The organism is Rhodococcus sp. NPDC057014 (assembly GCF_042673295.1).
Lineage (GTDB): Bacteria > Actinomycetota > Actinomycetes > Mycobacteriales > Mycobacteriaceae > Rhodococcus_F.
This window is the reverse complement of the sequence record NZ_JBHUSF010000007.1, coordinates 38,904-60,038: the sequence shown is the minus strand read 5'-3', so window position 1 is coordinate 60,038 and position 21,135 is coordinate 38,904. Positions and strand designations below refer to the sequence as shown.

General features: G+C 68.7%; 23 protein-coding genes. 7 read left to right on the top strand and 16 right to left on the bottom strand.

The window, feature by feature from the left end; all coding sequences use genetic code 11:
• Position 1: 1 nt before the first annotated feature.
• From ACFTZB_RS02810 to ACFTZB_RS02790, 5 genes are all read right to left on the bottom strand, one after another.
• On the bottom strand, positions 2–838 hold the full coding sequence (locus ACFTZB_RS02810; protein ID WP_276135936.1) for a carbohydrate ABC transporter permease: 837 nt from the start codon (positions 836–838) through the stop codon (positions 2–4).
• 2 nt (positions 839–840) lie between these two features.
• Complete coding sequence (locus ACFTZB_RS02805) at positions 841–1,788, bottom strand: carbohydrate ABC transporter permease (RefSeq protein ID WP_378429997.1); 948 nt, start codon at positions 1,786–1,788, stop codon at positions 841–843.
• A complete protein-coding gene (locus ACFTZB_RS02800) occupies positions 1,785–3,149 on the bottom strand; it encodes an ABC transporter substrate-binding protein (RefSeq protein ID WP_378429996.1) in 1,365 nt (454 codons plus the stop codon). The genes ACFTZB_RS02805 and ACFTZB_RS02800 overlap by 4 nt, the downstream gene beginning before the upstream one ends.
• A 249-nt stretch (positions 3,150–3,398) precedes the next feature.
• Complete coding sequence (locus tag ACFTZB_RS02795) at positions 3,399–3,890, bottom strand: general stress protein (RefSeq protein WP_141471962.1); 492 nt, start codon at positions 3,888–3,890, stop codon at positions 3,399–3,401.
• A gap of 67 nt (positions 3,891–3,957) precedes the next feature.
• Complete coding sequence (locus ACFTZB_RS02790; RefSeq protein ID WP_378429995.1) at positions 3,958–4,920, bottom strand: HpcH/HpaI aldolase/citrate lyase family protein; 963 nt, start codon at positions 4,918–4,920, stop codon at positions 3,958–3,960.
• A gap of 71 nt (positions 4,921–4,991) precedes the next feature.
• Between ACFTZB_RS02790 and ACFTZB_RS02785 the strand changes: the two genes are divergently transcribed.
• The 5 genes from ACFTZB_RS02785 to ACFTZB_RS02765 all read left to right on the top strand — a co-directional run bounded on the left by ACFTZB_RS02785 (position 4,992) and on the right by ACFTZB_RS02765 (position 10,404).
• Entirely contained in the window at positions 4,992–6,263 is a 1,272-nt protein-coding gene (locus ACFTZB_RS02785; RefSeq protein WP_015889779.1) for a magnesium transporter MgtE N-terminal domain-containing protein, read from the top strand.
• Positions 6,260–6,781 (top strand): DUF1003 domain-containing protein, encoded by a 522-nt coding sequence (locus ACFTZB_RS02780; protein ID WP_378429994.1) that lies wholly within the window; start codon positions 6,260–6,262, stop codon positions 6,779–6,781. The genes ACFTZB_RS02785 and ACFTZB_RS02780 overlap by 4 nt, the downstream gene beginning before the upstream one ends.
• Before the next feature lie 115 nt (positions 6,782–6,896).
• Positions 6,897–8,072 (top strand): lytic transglycosylase domain-containing protein, encoded by a 1,176-nt coding sequence (locus ACFTZB_RS02775; RefSeq protein WP_378429993.1) that lies wholly within the window; start codon positions 6,897–6,899, stop codon positions 8,070–8,072.
• A 293-nt stretch (positions 8,073–8,365) separates the two neighbouring features.
• Complete coding sequence (locus ACFTZB_RS02770; protein WP_378429992.1) at positions 8,366–9,244, top strand: lytic transglycosylase domain-containing protein; 879 nt, start codon at positions 8,366–8,368, stop codon at positions 9,242–9,244.
• A 23-nt stretch (positions 9,245–9,267) separates the two neighbouring features.
• Positions 9,268–10,404, top strand: a complete 1,137-nt coding sequence (locus ACFTZB_RS02765) for an Mrp/NBP35 family ATP-binding protein (RefSeq protein ID WP_072949613.1) — start codon at positions 9,268–9,270, stop codon at positions 10,402–10,404.
• A gap of 66 nt (positions 10,405–10,470) precedes the next feature.
• Here the strand turns inward: ACFTZB_RS02765 and tatB are convergent, their stop codons facing one another.
• The 4 genes from tatB to sigE form a co-directional block, all read right to left on the bottom strand.
• Positions 10,471–10,902 (bottom strand): Sec-independent protein translocase protein TatB, encoded by a 432-nt coding sequence (gene tatB, locus ACFTZB_RS02760; protein WP_378429991.1) that lies wholly within the window; start codon positions 10,900–10,902, stop codon positions 10,471–10,473.
• A 69-nt stretch (positions 10,903–10,971) separates the two neighbouring features.
• Positions 10,972–12,492 (bottom strand): trypsin-like peptidase domain-containing protein, encoded by a 1,521-nt coding sequence (locus ACFTZB_RS02755; protein WP_378429990.1) that lies wholly within the window; start codon positions 12,490–12,492, stop codon positions 10,972–10,974.
• A 94-nt stretch (positions 12,493–12,586) separates the two neighbouring features.
• Positions 12,587–12,949, bottom strand: a complete 363-nt coding sequence (locus ACFTZB_RS02750; RefSeq protein ID WP_378429989.1) for an RNA polymerase subunit sigma-70 — start codon at positions 12,947–12,949, stop codon at positions 12,587–12,589.
• A gap of 16 nt (positions 12,950–12,965) precedes the next feature.
• The gene (gene sigE / locus ACFTZB_RS02745) at positions 12,966–13,598 is read right to left on the bottom strand and encodes an RNA polymerase sigma factor SigE (RefSeq protein WP_378429988.1); all 633 of its coding nucleotides are present in this window, start codon (positions 13,596–13,598) and stop codon (positions 12,966–12,968) included.
• A gap of 284 nt (positions 13,599–13,882) precedes the next feature.
• On the opposite strand from sigE, the gene ACFTZB_RS02740 reads away from it, so the two are divergent.
• The gene (locus ACFTZB_RS02740) at positions 13,883–14,521 is read left to right on the top strand and encodes an O-methyltransferase (protein WP_072949622.1); all 639 of its coding nucleotides are present in this window, start codon (positions 13,883–13,885) and stop codon (positions 14,519–14,521) included.
• 13 nt (positions 14,522–14,534) lie between these two features.
• On the opposite strand, the gene glgC is transcribed toward ACFTZB_RS02740, so the two are convergent.
• Entirely contained in the window at positions 14,535–15,749 is a 1,215-nt protein-coding gene (gene glgC / locus ACFTZB_RS02735; protein WP_015889769.1) for a glucose-1-phosphate adenylyltransferase, read from the bottom strand.
• Between the two features lie 121 nt (positions 15,750–15,870).
• Here glgC and glgA point away from each other — a divergent pair, with 121 nt between their 5' ends.
• Complete coding sequence (gene glgA, locus ACFTZB_RS02730) at positions 15,871–17,040, top strand: glycogen synthase (RefSeq protein ID WP_378429987.1); 1,170 nt, start codon at positions 15,871–15,873, stop codon at positions 17,038–17,040.
• 6 nt (positions 17,041–17,046) lie between these two features.
• On the opposite strand, the gene ACFTZB_RS02725 is transcribed toward glgA, so the two are convergent.
• From ACFTZB_RS02725 to folP, 6 genes are all read right to left on the bottom strand, one after another.
• Entirely contained in the window at positions 17,047–17,889 is an 843-nt protein-coding gene (locus tag ACFTZB_RS02725; protein ID WP_378429986.1) for a putative RNA methyltransferase, read from the bottom strand.
• A gap of 90 nt (positions 17,890–17,979) precedes the next feature.
• Entirely contained in the window at positions 17,980–18,147 is a 168-nt protein-coding gene (locus ACFTZB_RS02720) for a DUF3117 domain-containing protein (RefSeq protein WP_003936084.1), read from the bottom strand.
• 149 nt (positions 18,148–18,296) lie between these two features.
• Positions 18,297–18,869, bottom strand: a complete 573-nt coding sequence (locus ACFTZB_RS02715) for a DNA-3-methyladenine glycosylase I (protein WP_378429985.1) — start codon at positions 18,867–18,869, stop codon at positions 18,297–18,299.
• Positions 18,866–19,177: a DivIVA domain-containing protein gene (locus ACFTZB_RS02710; protein ID WP_378429984.1), complete on the bottom strand. Its 312-nt coding sequence runs from the start codon at positions 19,175–19,177 to the stop codon at positions 18,866–18,868. The genes ACFTZB_RS02715 and ACFTZB_RS02710 overlap by 4 nt, the downstream gene beginning before the upstream one ends.
• Positions 19,178–19,229: 52 nt before the next feature.
• Positions 19,230–20,189, bottom strand: a complete 960-nt coding sequence (locus tag ACFTZB_RS02705) for a glucosyl-3-phosphoglycerate synthase (protein ID WP_011598038.1) — start codon at positions 20,187–20,189, stop codon at positions 19,230–19,232.
• Positions 20,186–21,085 (bottom strand): dihydropteroate synthase, encoded by a 900-nt coding sequence (gene folP, locus ACFTZB_RS02700; protein WP_378429983.1) that lies wholly within the window; start codon positions 21,083–21,085, stop codon positions 20,186–20,188. The genes ACFTZB_RS02705 and folP overlap by 4 nt, the downstream gene beginning before the upstream one ends.
• Between the last annotated feature and the right edge of the window lie 50 nt (positions 21,086–21,135).

Below are 21,135 nucleotides of genomic sequence, written 5' to 3'. Positions count from 1 at the left end.
ATTATCCCTTCACGGCGCCGGAGGTCAGGCCGGCCACGATGCGTCGTTGGAAGAACAGCACGAAGACGATGATCGGGATCGTGATCACCATCGCGGCGGCGGCGATCGAGCCGGTCGGCTCCTCGAACTGGGAGGCGCCGGTGAAGTTCGCGATCGCGGCAGGCGCGGTGATGGAACGTTCCGTCGAGGTCAGCGAGATCGCGAACAGCAGATCGTTCCAGCAGAAGATGAAGACCAGGATCGCGGCGGTGACGATGCCCGGCGCCGCCAGCGGTGCCACGACCTTCCGGAACGCCTGCGCCGGGGTGGCGCCGTCCATCTTCGCCGCCTTCTCCAGCTCCCACGGGATCTCCTTGAAGAAGGCCGAGAGCGTATAGATGGCCAGCGGGAGAGCGAACGTGATGTACGGCAGGATCAGGCCCGCCCAGGTGTCGAACAACCCGAGCCTGCGCTCGATGTCGAACAGTGGGCTCACGAGGGAGATCTGGGGGAACATCGCGATCAGCAGCGCCACCCCGACCAGCAGCTTCTTTCCCGGGAAGTCGAGGCGGGCAATGGCGTAGGCGGCCATGGTGCCGATGACGACGGCGATGACCGTGGAGATCAGACCGATGCCGATGGAGTTGATCAGCGCGCTGGTGAACGCGTTGGTCTCGAAGATGCCGCGGTAGTTGTCGAGGGTCCACTTCTGCGGAATGAACTTGCCGTCCTTGATCGTTCCCGCGGGTTTGAACGACAGGCTGGCGATCCACAGCACCGGGACCAGCGCGTACAGCAGGACCAGCAGGTTGACCACGGACCAGCTGATCTTGCGGCGAGGGGTGTCGACGACGGCCATGGTTATCGGTTTCCTTCCGTGCCGGCCCCGGGAGCCGACGCGCCGAAGAGCTTGATGAACACGAAGGCGAGCAACGCGACACACAGGAAGATGAGGACGCTGATCGCCGAGCCGATACCGAGGTTGAACGCCTTGAACAGGTTGTCGTAACCGAGGATCGACAGTGACCCGGTGTCGTTGGCGCCCTTGGTGAGAACGTAGATGTTGTCGAAGATCCGGAACGCGTCGAGAGTACGGAACAGCAGCGCCACGAGGATCGCCGGTTTCATCAGCGGCAGGATGATCCGCACCAGCCGCGTCCACGCCCCGGCACCGTCGACCTGCGCGGCCTTGAGGAGGTCGTCGGGGACGAGGGCGAGCCCGGCGAGCAGCAGCAGCGCCATGAACGGCGTCGTCTTCCACACCTCGGCGAGCACGATGATCGCGAGTGACGGGATCTGCTCCGTCAACGGGGCGCTCCCGTCGGGCAGCAGGTTCGCGAGGTACCCGGTTCCCGGCGTCCACGCGTAGTACCAGCTGTACGCGGCGGCGACGGTGACGATGCCGTACGGAATCAGCACCACCGTCCGGACGAGGCCCTTCCCCACCAGCGTCCGGTGCATCACGAGCGCCAGGATCAGGCCCAGGACGAACTCGATCACCACCGACACGACCGTGATGCCCACCGTCACCCAGAACGCCTGCCACCAGTACCCGTCCGTCAGCACCGACACGTAGTTGGCGAGGCCGACGAACTTGCGGTCGTCGGGGAACCGGAGGTCGTAGCGCTGCAGGCTCAGCCACACCGCGTACACGACGGGATAGGCCGTCACCGCGATCATGAGGATCGCGGCGGGGGCCACCAACCACAGCCCCAGCCGGCGTTCGGCCCGCTTCCCCTCCGAGATCTGGCCCTTCGACGCGGCTTTCGGCTCCTCGGCGCGGTCCGCCTGCACGGTTTCGGTCGTCACGGGATCAGCCCTTCCGAGTTGACCGCCTTGCGGACCTGCTCGGCGAGTTCGTCGACGGTCCGCGGCGGGTCGATGTCACCGACCGGATTCAACGTGGCGGTGATCAGGGTCGAAATGCTCTGGTACGCCGGTGACACCGGGCGGACGGACGCGGTGTCGAGGCTCTCCCGCACCTCACGCCACGCGGGGTATGCCTCCTGGAACGCCGGGTCGTCGTACAGGCTCGCCAGCGTCGGCGGCACACCACCGTTGACGGCGTTGTTGCGCTGGTTCTCCTCGTTCCGCAGGCAGGACACCGCCTCGAACGCCAGGTCCGGGTGCTGACTCGTCTTCGCGACCGCGACGTTGAATCCGCCGATCGTCACCTCGGCGGGCCTGCCGGGGATCACCGACGGGTACGGCGCAGGCAGGAAATTCTGCTGACCGTCGACCGTGAGCACCGTGTTGCCCGTGTCCACGGACGTCGGATTGCCCTTGTCGTCGATGAACGGGAGGTCACCCTTCTCGGCGTTCTCGATCATGCCGGGCAACACGAACGGCCAATTGACCTCGAACGCAGCCTTTCCGCTCTCCATCCCGAGCCGGGACGACGCCTCGTCGCCCTGGGAAACCGACGGGTCGGCACCCTTCGCGGTGGCGACCCGCTTCATGACCTCGAGCGCCTGGACGGCGGCGTCGCCGTCCGCGACCGTCACCGTGGTCCCGTCGTCGGCGACGACGGACCCGCCCGCACTCGCGAGCAGGGTGTTGAACCACACCATCAGACCCTCGTACTGCTTGCCCTGCACCCCGATCCAGCTGGGCCGGCCCTCCGCGGCGAGGCCCTCCGCGATGTCGATCATCTGATCCCACGTCTGCGGCGGCTGCCCGTCCGGCATGAGGTCCTTGCGGTACCAGAGCAACTGGGTGTTGGTGTTCAGCGGTGCGGCGTACAGCTGGTCCTGCCACTTGGCCGATTCGAGGGGGCCCTCGAGTGTGCCCTCGGTGACCTCGGCGGCGATGCCGGGTGGGAGCGGCAGCGCCCATCCCGCCTCGGCGAACTCTGCGGTCCACACCACGTCGAGCGTCATGATGTCGAGTGACGTGTCGTTGCCGGTGAGCCGGCGGGCCAGCTGGAGACGTTGATCGTCCGCGCCCTTCGGCAGCGTGCGTTGCTCGATCGTGTACCGGCCGCCCACTGCGGCCGTGCAGTTGGCGGCGGCCTCCGCGTACTGTTCGGCGCCGTCGGCGGCCGTGTAGAAGCTGAGGACGATGCCGTCTTCCGACGACCCGCACGCGGCCAGCAGGGGAACGGTGAGGACGGTGGCCGCACCGATCAGTCCCCACTTCAGCGAGCGTCCGGGCTTGGTGCGATGCAGCACAGCCGCCTCCTCGAGCGGCCCTCACGGATCCAGTCGCGGTACGGCTGGGCACGCGGGCCCGCACATTGGTTCCTGCCGGAACGCGCGCTCCACCGACAGGTCACGGTTTCGGCGAGGGCCGGGGCCCACGCATTGCGCCGTAAACCTATCCGACATCACCGGCGAACCGGGTGAAATCGCGGCGAACGTCGCGAATAGGACGCAATCCGTGACCCGACCGCAACCCGCCGCTCGACGTGGTCGCGCCGATCAGAGCGCCAGCTTGGCCAGCATGTCCCTGGCCCTCTCCGCCGACTTCGGCTCGCACAGCACGTCGTACCGCCCGGCGACCAGTTGCATGGTCGACGCGAAGTCCCGGGTGCCCCGCGTCGCCGCGTACGGGATCGTCGTGGAGATCAGCCCGAAGATGATGCCGCCGACGATGCCGACGACGAGCGGCGCCAGGAACCCGCCCGTGACGATGCCCAGCAGCAGACCGAAGAACACACCGAGCCACGCGCCCGAAACGATGCCCCCGCCAATCACTTTCGCCCAGGTGAGGCGGCCCAGCACCCGCTCCACCTGCATGAGGTTGACCCCCACGATGGTGACGTCCTCCACCGAGAACTCCTGATCGGAGAGGTAGTCGACGGCGCGCTGCGCCTCCGCGTAGGTGGGATACGAACCGATGGGCCAGCCCGTGGGGGGTTCCGGCAGAGCCCCACGCCGCGCCCCGTTGGACTGTCCGAGTGGATTCGTCATCGTCAGCTGGTCTCCTCGTGTGGTTACCGCAGGATCGGTCCTGTGAGAACCATTCTGCCTGCCGGGACTACTTCGCGTCGGGTCGCACGAACTCGGTGGTCCGTTTCATGCCCGCGGCACGCCCCTTGGCGGAGATCACGAGCGCCATCTTGCGACTCGCCTCGTCGATCATCTCGTCGCCGAGCATCACGGCACCGCGACCGCCGCCCGCCGCGGACGTGTGGAACTCGTAGGCGTCCAGGATCAGTTCGGCCCGGTCGTAATCGTCCTGGCGGGGGCTGAACACGTCGTTCGCCGCCTCGATCTGGGTGGGATGCAGCACCCACTTGCCGTCGAAGCCGAGCGCGGCCGTGCGCTGCGCCGACCGCCGGAACGCCTCCACGTCGCGGATCTGGAGGTAGGGACCGTCGATGGCCTGGACCCCGTGCGCGCGGGCCGCCATCAGGATGGTCATCAGGATGTGGTGGTAGGCGTCGCCGCGGTCGTAGCCGTCCGGCTGCTCCCCGACGACCAGCGTCCGCATGTTGATGCTCGCCATGAAGTCGGCGGGACCGAACACCAGGGTCTGCACGCGCGGGCTCGCCGTCGCGATCGCGTTGATGTTGGTGAGCCCGATCGCGTTCTCGATCTGCGGTTCGATGCCGATCCGGCCGAGCTCGAGCCCGTTGGCCTTCTCCACCTGGGTCAGCAGCAGGTCCAGGGCCTGAACATGGCTGGCATCCGGCACTTTCGGCAGCAGGATCGCGTCGAGGTGGGCACCTGCCCGCCCCACGACCTCGACGACGTCGGCGTACGTCCACTCGGTGGTCCAGTCGTTGACCCGGACCACCTTGATCTGCTCGCCCCACCCGCCCTCGGCGAGCGCGTCGCCGACGGTGCCGCGCGCCTCCTGCTTGGCGAGCGGTGCCACCGCGTCCTCGAGATCGAGGAAGATCTCGTCGGCGGGCAGCCCCTTCGCCTTGTCGATCATCTTGCGGCTGCTGCCCGGAACGGCGAGAACGGATCGCCGTGGCCTGTAGACGGAACTCATGACGGACGATCCTCCACTTTCGCAGGTGTTCGATTCCCTGTATCTCTGAACAACGATCTAGCCTGGCAATCATGGCAGCTGCGAACAAGGTTTTTGCAGCCAGGCTGGCCGGCCTGGTGGTGCTCGGCCCCGACGGGGAGTCGATCGGCCGCGTCCGGGACGTGGTGATCACGGCCCGCGTCGGCAGGCAGCAGCCGCGCGTGCTCGGGCTGGTCATCGAATTGTTCACGCGCAAACGCATCTTCGTCCCGATGCTCCGCGTCACCGCCATCGAGCCCAGCTCCGTGACCCTCACCACGGGCAACGTCAGTCTCCGCCGCTTCCAGCAACGACCCGGCGAGGTCCTGGCCCTCGCCCAGGTCGCGGATTCCCACGTGCGCGTGGACGACCCGGAACTCGAGGAACTGCGCGACGCCGACATCATCGTCGTCGACCTGGGCATCGAGCAGACCCGCACGCGGGACTGGGTGGTGTCGAAGGTGGCGGTGCGCGGGCACCGCGGCAGGCTCGGCCGTCGGGCCGCCATGCACGTCGTCGGGTGGCAGCACGTGCAGGGCCTCACGCAGACCGACCTGGCGATGCCCGGTCAGGGCGTCTCGGCCCTGCTCACGCAGTTCGAGGGGATGCGCGCCGCCGACGTCGCGAACGCGATGCGCCTCCTGCCGGAGAAACGCCGCCACGAACTCGCCCTCGCACTCGACGACGAGCGCCTCGCCGACGTCGTCCAGGAACTGCCCGCCGACGACCAGACGGATCTGCTCATGCACCTCGAGGTGGAGCGCGCCGCGGACGTCCTCGAGGCCATGGATCCCGACGACGCCGCCGACCTCCTCGGTGAGCTTCCCGAGACCGAGGCCGAATCGCTGCTGCAGTTGATGGATCCGCAGGACTCCGAGCCAGTCCGCCGCCTGCTCGAGCACTCACCCGACACGGCGGGCGGTCTGATGACTCCCGAGCCGGTGGTCCTCACCGCGTCGACGACGGTCGCCGAGGCCCTGGCCCGGGCGCGCATCTCGGACGTCACGCCCGCGCTCGCGAGCATGGTGTTCGTCGTCCGTCCTCCGACCGCGACGCCGACCGGCCGCTACCTGGGATGCGTGCACCTGCAGAAACTGCTGCGCGAGCCGCCCGCGAGCCTCGTCGGCGGACTGCTCGACACCGACATGCCGCGGCTGGCGCCCGAGGACTCCCTGACGGCGGTGACGCGGTACTTCGCGACCTACAACCTGGTGTGCGGACCCGTGGTCGACGACGAGGAACACCTGATCGGCGCGGTCACCGTCGACGACGTCCTGGACCATCTCCTCCCCGAGGACTGGCGTGAAGAGGAGATCGACGTATGAGCGAGAAGTCCCCCAGCGCGGCCGCCCGGAACCTGTCGGACCGGCAGCGCCTCGACACCCCACGCGGCACCCGCCGATTCAGGGTCTCGTACGACGTGGAGGCCGTCGGCCGGGCCAGCGAGAACTTCGCCCGGTTCCTCGGTACGGGGCGCTACCTGATGATCCAGACGGTGATCGTGATCGTCTGGATCCTCGTCAACGTCTTCGCCGTCCGCCTGCAGTGGGATCCGTATCCGTTCATCCTCCTCAACCTGGCGTTCTCCACCCAGGCCGCCTACGCCGCGCCGCTGATCCTGCTGGCACAGAACCGCCAGGAGAACCGCGACCGCGTGGCCCTCGAGGAGGACCGCTCCCGCGCCGAGCAGACGAAGGCGGACACCGAATTCCTCGCCCGGGAACTGGCCGCGTTGCGCATCGCGATCGGCGAGGTGGCGACACGCGATTACCTGCGGCGCGAACTCGACGAGATCAGGACGCTGCTGGCCGACGAGGAAGACACGCGCATCCGCCGGAAATGAGTCCGGCGAATCCCCCCAAACCTCGGCAGGGCCCATCACGGATATGTAACGTCAGTCACATCTTCTCGGATGTATGCGGTGTGCACAGGCGAAGAGCACCGCAGGGGGTGATCGAGTGCGGATACGTGGACTGTTGACGGTGACTGCCCTGACCGTGGGCGCAGTTGCCACCCTCGGGTCCTCGACCGGCGGTTCCGCGATCAGCGGCGCAACCGTGAGCACCACCGCCTACTCGTCCACGGGTGCGGCGACGGCCCTCGCGGTGTCGTCGATCACGCCGGGAAGCACTCCCCCGGCCGCGTACCTTCCGCCCGCGGGAATCGTGGCACCCACACCACGGGTCGCGCGGTCGCAGCGGGCCGCACCCCCGCCGCCCGCACCGGCGCCCGCCGTGACAAATCCCACATCCCCTCGTTCGTCGGCGTCGCCGTCCGGCACCGGGCTCATCGCCGCACCGGTGATATTGAGCGCTCTGGGTATCCCGGAGATCGTGCTCAACGCCTACCGGTCCGCGGAACTCGAGATGATGGCGGAGTCCCCCAAGTGCGGTCTGCCGTGGCATCTGCTGGCCGGGATCGGCCGCATCGAATCGGGGCACGCCGGTGGCGGCCGGACCGACTCGGTGGGCACCACGATCACCCCGATCCTGGGTCCGGTTCTCGACGGCAGGCTGGCGGGCAACGAGATCATCCGCGACACCGACCGCGGCGCCACCGACGGCGACCCCGGGCACGATCGCGCCGTCGGACCGATGCAGTTCATTCCGTCCACATGGGCCAAGTACGCGTCGGACGGCAACGCCGACGGCGTGGCCGATCCCAACAACGTGTTCGACGCGACGCTGGCGGCCGCCCGGTACCTCTGCTCGGGCGGTCTCGACCTCCGCGATCCGCTCCAGGAGACCCGTGCCGTGTTGCGCTACAACAACTCGGCCGCATACGCCGCCAACGTCATCACCTGGTCGAATGCGTACAGGAACGGAGGAACTCCGACGCCGAGCCAGCTGTCGGAGTCGGCCTCGCCGACGCCTGGACGGGTCGCCGACGCCGCGGCCGCCGCGGCCGAGTCGGACCTCCCCCGCGATCTCGCGACCACCCCGCAGCCGTCGACGGACGGTGCCGCCGCCCCCACGACGCCCGATCCGGCCCCGCCGATTCCCGGGCTCCCGCCGCTGCCGCAACTGCCCTGTCTGCTCTTCTGCCCGCCCGCCGATCCGTCGGCTCCCGCGGCCGCCGTGCCCGCCCCGGTCGCGCCCCCGGCCACCGCTCCGGCTGTCGCCGTTCCCCGGTAGTCACCCCCGCGCCCGCCGCGCGCTCTGCCCATTCGCAGGGCGCGCGGTGACGTGCATGCGCGGGTCGCCGGGTGCGTGTGCCGTCGACCCACACGCTCTCACCAGCCCCCGTTGCGTCCTGGCGTGACCTTGCCGTGTTCGTTACCCTCGCTTACGTGCGTTCCGAGTAACGGAACCCTCCGATACAAGTCCATTTGATCACGGTTGAATAACGGAAAGATATCGAATCAGGTAGCCTCGATCCGGTCAGTTGAACGGAACACCCCAAGACGGGGGTCGCAGGAGGCAATCGAGTGGGTCGGCACAACAAGAAGACGGATTCCCATATCCGCCGCAATTCGGTCATCGCGCTTACCGGACTCGTCCCCATCGGACTGATCACCGCAGCCAACACGGCCGGCGCCGCACCCAAGGTCCCGTTCCTGTCCACGAGTTCCTCGTCGGAGGTCGCCGACGTCGCCCAGGAGGCGACCGACACCGCACCCGAGGCCGCAGAAGCCGTCACCCCGGTCGCGGAGACCGCCGCCGAGTCCACACCCGCGGTCGAGGCAGCGCCCGCGCCGCCGGCACTCGCACCCGTCCAGGCCACGCCGCCGCTCCCGGCGAGCATCGCGCAGGGCGCACTCGGCATCCCCGCCGTCAACGTCGCGGCCTACCAGAACGCCGAACGCATTCTCGCGGTCGAGCAGCCGGGTTGCGGCATGTACTGGACGCTCATCGCCGGAATCGGCCGAGTCGAGTCCACCCACGCCTACGACGGCAAGACCGACGACAAGGGCAACATGCTCAAGCCCGTCCTCGGCCCGGTCCTCGACGGCAGCCTCGGCGGCAACGCCGTCATCCGCGACACCGACGGCGGCAAGCTGGACGGCGACGCCAACTACGACCGCGCGGTCGGCCCCACCCAGTTCCTGCCCGAAACCTGGAACCGCTACGCGGGCGACGGCAACGGCGACGGCGTCGCCGACCCGCAGAACGTCTTCGACTCCGCGCTCACCACCGGAAAGTACCTGTGCGACGGCGGATTGAACGTCAAGGATCCGATCCAGGCGGCCAAGGCCGTGCACCGCTACAACAACTCCGCCGCCTACGTGGCGAACGTGCTCGCATGGTCCGCCGGCTACTCCAGCGGAATCATCCCGGCGGCCGCGGACCTGCCGCGCATCCACTGAGCGCACATCCTTACCATTGAGTCATGCCAGTCCTGAGCGAGTCCGCTGTACGTAGCGCCTTGGCGCGCGTCCAGGATCCCGAGATCCGGAAACCGATCACCGAACTCGGGATGGTCAAGAGCATCGACATCGCGGCCGACGACAGCGTCGACATCGCGATCTACCTGACCACCGCGGGCTGTCCGATGCGGACCGAGATCAGCGACCGTGTCACCAAGGCCGTGGCGGACGTCCCCGGCGTCGGTGCGATCCGCGTCGAACTCGACGTGATGAGCGACGAGCAGCGCACCGAACTCCGCAAGTCGCTGCGCGGAGACTCCGCCGAGCCGGTCATCCCGTTCGCCCAGCCCGGTTCGCTCACCCGCGTCTACGCGGTGGCGTCGGGCAAGGGTGGCGTCGGCAAGTCCAGCGTCACGGTCAACCTGGCCGCCGCGCTGGCCGCCCGCGGACTGTCGGTGGGTGTGCTCGACGCCGACATCTACGGCCATTCCGTGCCCCGCATGCTCGGCACCGACGCCAAGCCCACGCAGGTCGAACGCATGATCATGCCGCCCGTCGCGCACGACGTGAAGATGATCTCCATCGCCCAGTTCACCCAGGGCAACACCCCGGTCGTGTGGCGCGGGCCGATGCTGCACCGCGCCCTGCAGCAATTCCTCGCCGACGTCTTCTGGGGCGATCTCGACGTCCTGCTGCTCGATCTGCCGCCGGGAACCGGCGACGTCGCCATCTCCGTCGCGCAACTGATCCCCGGCGCGGAGATCCTGGTCGTCACCACCCCGCAGCAGGCCGCCGCCGAGGTGGCCGAGCGCGCCGGCGCCATTGCCCTGCAGACCCGTCAGCGCATCGTCGGCGTCGTCGAGAACATGTCGTGGATGGACATGCCCGACGGCAGCCGAATGGACATCTTCGGTTCCGGTGGCGGTCAGGCCGTCGCCGACCGCCTCACGAAGGCCGTGGGTGCGAAGGTGCCGCTGCTGGGCCAGATACCGCTCGAGCAGGCTGTCCGGGAGGGCGGCGACGGCGGCGTTCCCATCGTCCTCGGCCAGCCGGATTCGCCGGCCGCGACGGCGCTCCGCGACATCGCCGACAAGCTGGCCGTCCGCAAGCGCGGGCTCGCCGGAATGTCGCTGGGAATCGACACCACCCGGCACCTCTAGGCGCTCCGCGCTCGTGCGCCTTTCTGGTTGTTCCCGCAACCACAACGGCGCACGAGCCCGAAGGGCCTACGTGGCGTCGAGGTCGATCGGGGGGCGCTCGCCCGCCGCGAGCGGCTTGTTCTGCGGAGCAGTGGGCGTCGACGGATCGGCGCTGACGGCCTTCGTTCCCGGGTTCGACTTGTCGAACGAGACCGAACTCGGCTTGTCGAAGTTGCCGGTGAGAATCGAATCGTCACCGTCGAGAAGGTGTTTGGTGATGACGGCACGCGGGGTCATTCCGCGGAGCTGATTGAGATCCGCCAGCGGTTTGCGGAGATCCTCGAACTCCGGACCGAGTTCGTCCTTGAGTTGCTGGCTGGCGCCGCTCGCATACTCGCGGACCTGCCTCAGTGACTTCGTAACCCAGCTGATCGCACCCGGAAGCCGCTCGGGTCCCAGGATGACCAGAGCTGCGACGAGGAGGACCATGAACTCGCCCCAACCAATGTTGCCGAACACGTGGTCAGCCTACTGTGCGGTGCGGGTGCATGCCCAGGTGGCGGAGCGATTTCACAGCAACCTCTCGAGTCAATCGGAGGCCGGGGTCACGTCGACATCGACGAGCCGGCTCTCGCGGATCAGCTGAACCCGGACGGGCTCACCGATCTTCTGCAGGTTGACAGCGACGACCAACTCGTCGGCACTGGTGACCGTGCGGTCGCCGACCTTGACGATGACATCGTTCTCGACGATCCCCGCCCGCGCGGCCGGGCTGTCCGAGCGGACGTTGGCCACCTGGGCGCCGCTGGTGTTGTCGTTGACGACGGTGCGGGCGTTGACGCCGATGTCCGGGTGATGCATCTGCCCGTCCCGGATGAGGGTCTGGGCGACCGTGGTGACGTCGTCGATGGGAATCGCGAAGCCGAGACCCACCGAGCCCCCGGATTCGCTGAGCATGGCGGTGTTGATGCCGATCACCCGGCCCGTGTCGTCGACGAGCGCACCGCCCGAGTTGCCGTGGTTGATGGCGGCGTCCGTCTGGACGGCGTCGATGACGGCGTTCGTGTCGGAGCCCTCGCCGGACAGTCGCATCGGGCGGTGCAGGGCACTGACGATGCCGCGGGTGACGGTCTTGCTGAGTCCGAGGGGCGAACCGACGGCGACGACGTCCTCCCCGACCTGCACGTCCCCGGACCTGCCGAGTTCGGCGACCGTCAGATTGTCGGCGGAGACCTTGAGCACGGCCAGGTCGGTCTTGATGTCGCGACCGACGATCTGGGCGTCCGCCTTCGTTCCGTCGGAGAAGATCACCTGGATCTTGCCGCCGTCTGGGGCGGTGGCGGCCGCGGAGATGACGTGATTGTTGGTGACGATGTACCCGGCGCCGTCGATGACGACACCCGAACCGGTACTGCCCTGGTCGCCGACCGCCACCTGGATGGACACGACGGAGGGCAGGACGGCGTCCGCGACCTGCGCGACGGGCGACTGCCCGAGGTCCTCGTCGCCGCCCTGCACGAGAGTGACGCTGTCGCTGGTCAGCGAACTGCGATCGGCGGTGATCACCGCCGCGAGCAGGCCACCGACCAGACCGATCGCGAGTGCGATTCCGCCCAGCGCGGCCAGCGCCTTCGGCGCCACCTTCCCGCCGAACAGAACCTCCCGGGCGCTGAGGGCGGGAGCCGGCGGCTGCGAGTGTTCCGTGGCGTGCAGCGCCGGGGAGCCGAGTTCGACACCCGCCGCGGGGTCGCGCCACGGGTCCGCCGGCGGCGCCTCGCCTGCCGGGACGGAGGGCGTGCGGTGGGGATCGCGCTGGATGGTGTCGACCTCGCCGTCCGGTCGGCCGAACGCCTCCGCCAGCACGGGGTCGGGTGCACCGACCTTCATGGAAGGTTCGCTCGCACGCCGGGCGTCCGACGGAGCGAAGGAACCGGTGACACCACCCGGTCGGCCGAACGCGCGGCTGGACGCCGCATCGATCTGCGGCCGGTAGACGGGTCTCGGATCGAGCCGGGGGGCGTCCGCCGGACGCAGCGTGCCCGACTCGTCCGCCACGGGACCGTCGGGAGCCGTCGCATCGGAACCCGGAGTCTTGTAATCCGCCGTCACGCTGTCGTGTCCCCCTCGTGTGCGTCAGTCACGCGCCCCAGTATCACCGATGCCCCGCCGGACACGGACACCGCCGTCGTCGGTGCGGCTGCGCTCAACGGCGCCAGCGCCGGGACCAGATCCGGCTGGTGATCGAGTACTCGCTCCCGACCGGCGAGTCCGGGGTGCGGGAGTCGAACGGGGACTTGTCGGCGGGATCGCCCTGGTTGCAGCTGGGGATCTGGCTCAGCAGTCCCAGCAGGCCCGAGGGCATCGCGACGTCGCCGCTGCGGCGCAGGGCACGACGTGCCTGCTGCTGGGAGTCCACCTCGAACGCGCACTCGGCGCAGATCGACAGGTGGTGGGCGGCGCGCAGATAAGCGGACATGCGGAGTTCACCGTCGACGAAGGCGGCGATCGCCTCACTCGCCAGATGTTCGGTGGAGCCAAACTGGCGAGGTACACGCCCCTGCGTCATTCGTCCCTCCTGGTAACTACCCGACGCCGATCTGATCGGAGTCAACCTTTCCGTTCACAGCCAGATGCTCGCGCAGAGCCTGCCTGCCGCGGTGGATGCGGCTGCGCACGGTCCCGAGCTTCACACCCAGTGTGGCACCGATCTCCTCGTAGGACAGTCCTTCGATGTCACACAGCACGACCGCGGCGCGGAACTCCGGGGCCAGCGAATCGAGCGCTGCCTGCAGATCTGCGTCCAGGCGGGCGTCGTGGTAGATCTCCTCGGGGTTCGGCCCGTCGGCCGGGACCCGATCGTAGTCCTCGGGGAGCGCTTCCATGCGGATGCGGTTCCGGCGGCGGACCATGTCGAGGAAGAGGTTGGTGGTGATGCGGTGCAACCAGCCCTCGAACGTGCCGGGCTGGTAGTCGGACAGGGATCGGAACACCCGGATGAACGTGTCCTGGGTGAGGTCCTCGGCGTCCTGCGCGTCACCCGACAGCCGGTAGGCCAGCCGGTAGACTCGGTCGCCGTGCTCGCGGACGAGTTCGTCCCACGACGGCATGGCGGACTTCTCGCCTGTGGCGTCGAACACAGCCGTGCCCGTCAGCTCGGCCTCCGACAGCTGCTCGTCGGTGTTTCTCTCGTCTGGAGCCATCGTGTGGTTGCTCATCGAGTTAAGTGGATCCTCCTACTCAGGACCGCAGATCACTGAACGTGTTATAGGCGTCAACTCTCGGGAGCCGGGATTTGTTCCCGGGCTCTCGGACTTTTCCTGCGTCGTCGTGATCTCCCCGCCGGGCGGTCTTCGGATCTGGCGTTGGGCTTACTCTTTCCCACCCCGATATGTGTGTGGTGTGAGCAAGCTGAGGTATTCCTGAGAATCGCGACCGGCCGGGTCACGGCATTGTTGTCGAGCGCGCCTCGCAGCGGCGATGACGAGACCCCGATAGCCTCATGTGCGTGCAGACAAACGCCGAACGGATACTCACCCACGCAGAAGGGGCTGTCCGTGAAGACGAGGCCCTCGGTGCGGCCAGGGAGCGGGCGGACGACCTCGGTGCCGAACCAGTACCTCCCGCGGTCGGTGCTGCTCTCGCCCTGTTTGCCCGCATGCTGGACGCCAAGACGGTCGTCGAGGTCGGCACCGGCGCGGGTGTGAGCAGCCTGTGGCTGCTCCGGGGCATGCGCGAGGACGGCGTCCTCACCACCATCGACAGTGAACCCGAGCACCAGCGAGCCGCCAAGCTGTCGTTCCGGACCAACGACATCGCACCCGCCCGGACGAGGCTGATCAACGGCCGGGCGCTCGACGTCCTGCCGCGACTCGCCGACGGCGCTTACGACCTGGTGTTCGTCGACAGTGCACCGGTCGACCACCCGCACTACGTCCGCGAAGGGGTTCGGCTGCTGCGCCCGGGCGGGGCGATCGTCCTGCACAACGCCCTGCACGGGGGCCGGGTCGTCGACCCGAGCCAGCGGGACGCCGCGACCGTCGCCGTCCGCGAGGCCGCGAAGGCGCTCGCCGAGGACGACAAGCTGATCCGGGTGTTGCTGCCGATCGGCGACGGCCTGCTCTGCGCATCCAAGCTCTGAGGGGCCGCGTCCGTCAGATCCAGACGCCCTTGCCGATGGCGACGACTCCGCCGTTGCTGACGGCGAAGCGCTGCTTGTCGCGCTCGAGGTCGACGCCGATGATCTCCCCGTCGCCGACGACGACGTTCTTGTCGAGGATCGCGCGGCGCACGACGGCGCCCTTGCCGATGCGCACACCCGGCATGAGGACGCTGCCCTCCACGGTCGCGCCGCTGTCGACCATCACGTTGGAGCTGAGCACCGAGTTTCGCACCGTGGCCGCCGACAGGATGCAGCCGGCCCCGACCACGGACTCCTGCGCGAGGCCGCCCTGCACGAACTTGGCGGGCGCCAGGTTCTCCGTCTCGCCGCGGATCGGCCAGCGCCGGTTGTAGAGGTTGAAGATGGGGTGGACCGACACGAGGTCCATGTGGGCGTCGTAGAACGCGTCGAGTGTTCCCACGTCCCGCCAGTAGCCCCGGTCGCGGTCGGTGGCACCGGGGACGACGTTGTCCTTGAAGTCGTACACGGACGCCTCGCCCGCCTCGACGAGCGCGGGGATGATGTCGCCGCCCATGTCGTGGTCGGAATCGGAGTTCTCGGAGTCGGCCCGGATGGCGTCGACGAGCACCTTGGTGGTGAACACGTAGTTACCCATCGACGCGAACGTCATGTTGGGGTCGTCCGGGGTTCCCGGCGGATGCGCCGGCTTTTCGAGGAACTGCACGATGCGGCCCGACTCGTCGCTGTCGATGCAGCCGAACGCGAACGCCTCGCTGCGCGGCACCCGGATCCCGGCCACCGTCACTCCGGCGCCCGACTCGATGTGGTGCTGCACCATCTGCTCGGGGTCCATGCGGTACACGTGGTCGGCACCGAACACGACGATGTACTCGGGGTCCTCGTCGTAGACGAGGTTCAGCGACTGCAGGATCGCGTCCGCACTGCCGGTGTACCAGCGCGGGCCCAGACGTTGCTGCGCGGGAACGGGAGTGATGTATTCACCCGCGAACCCGGACAGTCGCCACGTCTGAGAGATGTGGCGGTCCAACGAGTGCGACTTGTACTGCGTCAGAACACACAGGCGGAGGTATCCCGCATTGACCAAATTGCTGAGCACGAAATCGATCAACCGATAGGCGCCTCCGAAAGGCACAGCGGGCTTCGCCCGATCCGCGGTGAGCGGATAGAGACGTTTGCCCTCGCCGCCGGCGAGCACGATTCCAAGCACATGTGGCTGGCTCCTCACCCTGTCAACCTATCGGGCGGCCACTCCCCCCGCCAGCGAAGCGCCGACTCACAATTTCTCCGATACCCGAATGTGTCCGAGAGCGGTGGCCCGAAGCGGCCCGGGCGGTTACGTTAGGCCGGTGCGGGTGGCGATGATGACGAAGGAATACCCACCGGAGATCTATGGCGGTGCGGGTGTACACGTCACCGAACTGGTTGCTCAGTTGAAGCAGCTGTGCGAGGTGGACGTGCATTGTATGGGTGCTCCGCGCGTCGGGGCGGTCGTGCACACCCCCGATCCCGCGCTGGCCGGGGCCAATCCGGCGCTCGCGACGCTGTCCGCCGAACTGCGCATGGCGGACGCCGCGACGGGCGCCGACGTCGTGCACTCGCACACCTGGTACACCGGCCTCGCCGGCCATCTGGCATCCGCGCTGTACGACGTGCCGCACATCCTCACCGCCCACTCCCTCGAGCCGCGCAGGCCCTGGAAGGCGGAGCAGCTGGGCGGCGGCTACCGCATCTCGTCGTGGTCCGAGCGCAACGCGGTGGAGCACGCGGACGCGGTGATCGCCGTGAGCGCCGGCATGCGACTCGACGTCCTCGACGCGTACCCGTTCGTCGACCCGCACCGGGTCCACGTGGTGCGCAACGGGATCGACACGTCCGTCTGGCACGCGGGACCGGCAGGCCCGGGGCAGTCCGCGCTGGCGAAGATCGGCGTCGACCCGGATCAGCCGATGGTGGCGTTCGTCGGCCGCATCACGCGGCAGAAGGGCGTCGGTCATCTGATCGCCGCGGCACACCACTTCGCGCCCGAGATCCAGTTGGTGCTGTGCGCGGGCGCCCCCGACACCCCGGAGATCGCCGCCGAGACCGAGCAGGCCGTCGCCGCCCTCGCGGCGCACCGCGGCAACGTGTTCTGGGTGCGCGAGATGCTCCCCACCGAACAGGTGCGGGAAATCCTCTCGGCCGCAACCGTCTTCGTGTGCCCGTCCGTGTACGAGCCGCTGGGGATCGTGAACCTCGAGGCCATGGCCTGCGAGACCGCGGTCGTGGCGTCCGACGTCGGCGGCATCCCGGAGGTGGTGGAGGACGGGGTCACCGGCCGTCTGGTGCACTACAACTCGTACGAGCCGGAAGCGTTCGAGCAGGCGCTGGCCGAGTCGGTCAACGCGATCGCCTCCGATGTCGGCACCGCCGAGGCCATGGGCAAGGCCGGGCGGGCGCGGGCGATCGCCGAGTTCTCCTGGGCGGCCATCGCGCAGCAGACCCTCGACGTCTACCAGGACGCGCTGGCGCGCCGCTGACGGAGCTCAGAGCCGGGTGTAGGTGGACACCGTCACCGACGCCGTCACCGGATAGTCCTGCGGCAGCGCCGCGATCGAGGATGCGAGCCGCTCGGGTGTCAGGTGCCGCGCCGACGGCCCCATCCCCACCAGGCGGGTCACGTCGAGATGCGACAACGACATCGGGTACTCCACCGCCACATGGCCGGTGCGCTCGAACCGCCCGGACACGGCGGCCCCGAGCCGCTCGACCTTACGGTCGTCGACCCGGACCATGCCGAGCAGGTCCACGAGTTCCCCCAGGTGCCGCTCCGTGGGCGTGAGGACCACGAGGGAGCCGTGCTCGGCCAGCACCCGGTGCGCCTCGTCGGCGTTGCGGGGCGCGAACACGCACAGGACGTGGCTGAGGACGTGGTCGCGCACCGGAAGGTGTTGCCACACGTCGGCAACCACCGCCCCGGCACGCGGGTGGGCCCTGGCGATGCGACGGGCCGCGTACTTGGACACGTCCAGCCCGATTCCCCGGCCGGTCGGGGCGGCGTCGAGGACGCGCGCCAGGTAGTGGCCTGTGCCCGCGCCGATCTCGAGGATCCGGGGATCGTCGCCGGCCCCGGTGCCCGCCACCACCGCGTCCGCCACGGCATCCATCAGCCGGTCGAAGCTGCCGCCACCGAGGAAGTCCGCACGTGCGGCGATCATTTCGGGGCTGTCGCCGTCGAACTTGCCGCCTGCCCCGGTCATCAGGGTGACGTAGCCCTGACGCGCCACGTCGAAGGTGTGCCCTGCGTCGCACAGGATCGCGCCTTCGTCGAGTTCCACGGGCGACCGGCACTGCGGGCAGGCCAGCAGGTCGGTCACATCGGACAGCACGAACGTTCGCCTCCCTGTTCCGGACACGGAACAGGCCCCGCACCGAGAATGGCGACGGGGCCTGCCCTGTGAGGTTCTCTCCGCACTCGACTAACTGGTGACGCCCTTGAGCTCTTCACCGAGTGCGGCAGCTTCCTCCGGGGTGAGCTCGACAACCAGACGTCCACCACCCTCGAGCGGAACCCGCATGACGATTCCTCGTCCCTCTTTGGTTGCTTCGAGGGGACCGTCCCCGGTCCGGGGCTTCATGGCCGCCATCCTCTGCTCCCTCCAGATCTGCGCTGCCTGCTTGCGCCTCGACAAATTTTGGCACCCCGCCAACACTCGGCGAGGCTTGTGACATCCATTCTTCCCTATGGACACGAGTACCGGGAACCTGAGTCACGAATACGCAGGTTCCCGGTACTTCAGGCAGTGATCGGGACCCAGCAGCCGACGACGTGGTCGTCCACCATCCCGGTGGCCTGCATGAGTGCATAAGCGGTGGTAGGGCCCACAAACTTGAACCCTCGCCGCTTCAATTCCTTCGCCATCGCGGTGGACTCGGGTGTGACGGCCGGGACGTCGCCGAGGGTGGCGAGGCGGCTCGGGCGCGGCGGCGGGGCGAACGACCACAGCAGCGTGTCCAGGTCGGTGTCCGACAACTCCAGCAGGGCCCGCGCGTTGCTCACCGACGCCTCGATCTTGGCGCGGTTCCGGACGATCGACGCGTCCCCGAGCAGGCGCTCCACGTCATGTTCCGTGTACCGCGCGACCGCCTCCGGATCGAAGCCGGCGAACGCCGCCCGGAAGGCGTCACGCTTGCGGAGAATCGTGATCCACGACAGCCCGGACTGGAACGCTTCGAGGCACAGCCGTTCGTACAATTCGTCGCGGCCGTGCAGCGGGCGGCCCCACTCGAGGTCGTGGTAGTCGCGGTACAGGCTGGACCCGTCCGAGTCGACCGCCCACGCGCACCGCACCCTGTCCTCGGCGCTCACCGGGCGTCACCCGGATCTTCGGACGCGGCGTCGACCGCCGCCAACTGCTCACGCAGCGAATCGATTTCGCGACCCAGCCGGGCCAGCGCCCAGTCGACCTCGCTCGCCTTGTACCCCCGCAGGGTCTGCTGGAATCGCAGCGCCTCCACGTCGGCGCCCGTCACGCCCTCGGCGGGCAGGGCCGTGAGTGTGGTGCCGGGCGGCAGCGGCGCGAGTTCCTCCGAACGGCCGAACACCGCACTGGCGGCGAGGAACAGCATCGCGCCGACGAACGCCATGACGAGCAGATAGAGCAGGGCTGTCACCATGCCCCGATCCTGTCACGGACGTCCGACAGCCTCCCGCGTCAGGGGCGCCCGGTCAGGGGCACACCGTGTTCATCGGCGGACGATCGGCCAACGCGACGTCCGTCGTCGTCGGCACGAAGGAGTCGCCGTCCACCAGGAACTGGGTCAGGCCCGCCCCCGAATCGGGCACCCCGCAGCGCCGCATCATGGTGCCGATGATCTGCCTGCTCATCACCCCGAGTTCGGACAGCGGACGGTTCCGGTGCTTGCGCACCCCCAGATTGACCTGGCCGATCGCACCGAGACCGAGACGGTCGTACGTGTCGAGCAGCAGCCCGATCTCGACGCCGTAGCCGGGGGCGAACGGAACCGCCGACAGCAACTCCCGGGTGCCCGCGTACTCGCCGCCCAGCGGCTGCAGCACGCACGTCAGCTCCGGCCGGAGCGACGCCAGCATCGGGCGGGCCACGAGTTCGGTCACCCGGCCGCCGCCGTTGGCGTCTTCCGTCCCGCTGAGCCGGAGCGGACGCCGGTAGTAGCCCTTCACGAGATGGATGCCGTCGGCCGTCAGCAACGGTCCGAGCAGTTTCGGGACGAATGCCGGATCCGGGTTGATGAGATCCGAGTCGACGAAGGCGATGAGATCGCCGGTGCTCGCGGCGACGGAGCGCCACAACACCTCCCCCTTGCCGGCGACGGGCGGGAAGGCGGGCACCGCCTCCTCCCGGCTGATCACGGTGGCGCCTGCGGCGCGTGCGCGTTCCGCCGTCAGGTCCGTCGATCCGGAATCGAGCACGATCAACTCGTCCACCAGACCACCCAGCAGCGGATGGATCGTGTCCACCACCGCGGCGACGGTCTCCTCCTCGTTGAGCGCGGGCAGGACCACCGACACGGTGCGCCCCGCCTTGGCCCGTTCGAGTTCGGCGATGCTCCACGACGGCTGATCCCAGCTGTTCGCCTCGGCCCAGCTGCGAGGGGTTCGCTCCTCCGCCACCATCGTGCGGGCCGCCCGGGCCCCCACGGCACTCATGCCAGCCCCCGCACGGTGCGGGCCGGGGCGCGTCGGCCCTGAATCGCGGCCACCATGTCCACCACTCGACGCGTGGGGGCAACTTCGTGGACACGGAAGACTCGGGCGCCTCCTGCGGCGGCCATCGCTGTCGCTGCCAATGTTCCCTCCAACCGCTCGACGAGATCTACCCCTAGAGTCTCCCCGACGAAGTCCTTGTTGCTCAGCGCCATGAGCACAGGCCACCCCGTATTTACAAGATCTTCCACTCGCCGCAACAACTCGAGCCCGTGATAGGTGTTTTTCCCGAAATCGTGGGTGGGATCGATGAGGATCGAGTCGGCGGGCACGCCCAGCCGGGCCGCATTCTCGGCGGCCGACACCACTTCCCCGAGGACGTCCGCGACGACGTCGGAGTAGCGGACGCGGAACGGCCGCGTCCGTGGCACCGCTCCCCCGGTGTGCGAACAGACGATGCCGGCACCCGTCTCCGCGGCCACCTCGACCAGCGCCGGGTCGGCGCCGGCCCACGTGTCGTTGATCAGGTCGGCACCCTCGGCGACCGCCAGCCGCGCCACGTCACTGCGCCAGGTGTCGACGCTGATGAGCAATTCCGGATAGCGTCCGCGGATCGCGGCGACGAACGGCACCACCCGCCGGGTCTCCTCCGCCGAGTCGACCACGTCGCCGGGACCGGCCTTCACGCCGCCGATGTCGACGAGGTCGGCGCCCTCGTCCACGGCACGTTCGACCGCCGACATCGCCGCGGAGTCGGTGAACGTGGCCCCGCGGTCGTAGAACGAATCGGGTGTCCGGTTGACGATGGCCATCACCAGCGCACGGTCGACCGCCACGGGCCGCCCGCACAGCGTGGGTGACGGACGGTCGGGCGCGGGCGGTGCGTCTGTCTCGGCCATGCCACCAATATTGGCACGCAGCGAAATCGAAACCACCCGTGAGTACTTGT

Bases quoted from the DNA above. Each gene is read 5' to 3' on its own strand.
- ACFTZB_RS02810 (WP_276135936.1), bottom strand. From the start codon at position 838: ATGGCCGTCGTCGACACCCCTCGCCGCAAGATCAGCTGGTCCGTGGTC.
- ACFTZB_RS02795 (WP_141471962.1), bottom strand. From the start codon at position 3,890: ATGACGAATCCACTCGGACAGTCCAACGGGGCGCGGCGTGGGGCTCTG.
- ACFTZB_RS02790 (WP_378429995.1), bottom strand. From the start codon at position 4,920: ATGAGTTCCGTCTACAGGCCACGGCGATCCGTTCTCGCCGTTCCGGGC.
- ACFTZB_RS02785 (WP_015889779.1), top strand. From the start codon at position 4,992: ATGGCAGCTGCGAACAAGGTTTTTGCAGCCAGGCTGGCCGGCCTGGTG.
- ACFTZB_RS02780 (WP_378429994.1), top strand. From the start codon at position 6,260: ATGAGCGAGAAGTCCCCCAGCGCGGCCGCCCGGAACCTGTCGGACCGG.
- ACFTZB_RS02765 (WP_072949613.1), top strand. From the start codon at position 9,268: ATGCCAGTCCTGAGCGAGTCCGCTGTACGTAGCGCCTTGGCGCGCGTC.
- ACFTZB_RS02750 (WP_378429989.1), bottom strand. From the start codon at position 12,949: ATGACGCAGGGGCGTGTACCTCGCCAGTTTGGCTCCACCGAACATCTG.
- sigE (WP_378429988.1), bottom strand. From the start codon at position 13,598: ATGAGCAACCACACGATGGCTCCAGACGAGAGAAACACCGACGAGCAG.
- ACFTZB_RS02740 (WP_072949622.1), top strand. From the start codon at position 13,883: ATGTGCGTGCAGACAAACGCCGAACGGATACTCACCCACGCAGAAGGG.
- ACFTZB_RS02720 (WP_003936084.1), bottom strand. From the start codon at position 18,147: ATGGCGGCCATGAAGCCCCGGACCGGGGACGGTCCCCTCGAAGCAACC.
- ACFTZB_RS02710 (WP_378429984.1), bottom strand. From the start codon at position 19,177: ATGGTGACAGCCCTGCTCTATCTGCTCGTCATGGCGTTCGTCGGCGCG.
- ACFTZB_RS02705 (WP_011598038.1), bottom strand. From the start codon at position 20,189: ATGAGTGCCGTGGGGGCCCGGGCGGCCCGCACGATGGTGGCGGAGGAG.
- folP (WP_378429983.1), bottom strand. From the start codon at position 21,085: ATGGCCGAGACAGACGCACCGCCCGCGCCCGACCGTCCGTCACCCACG.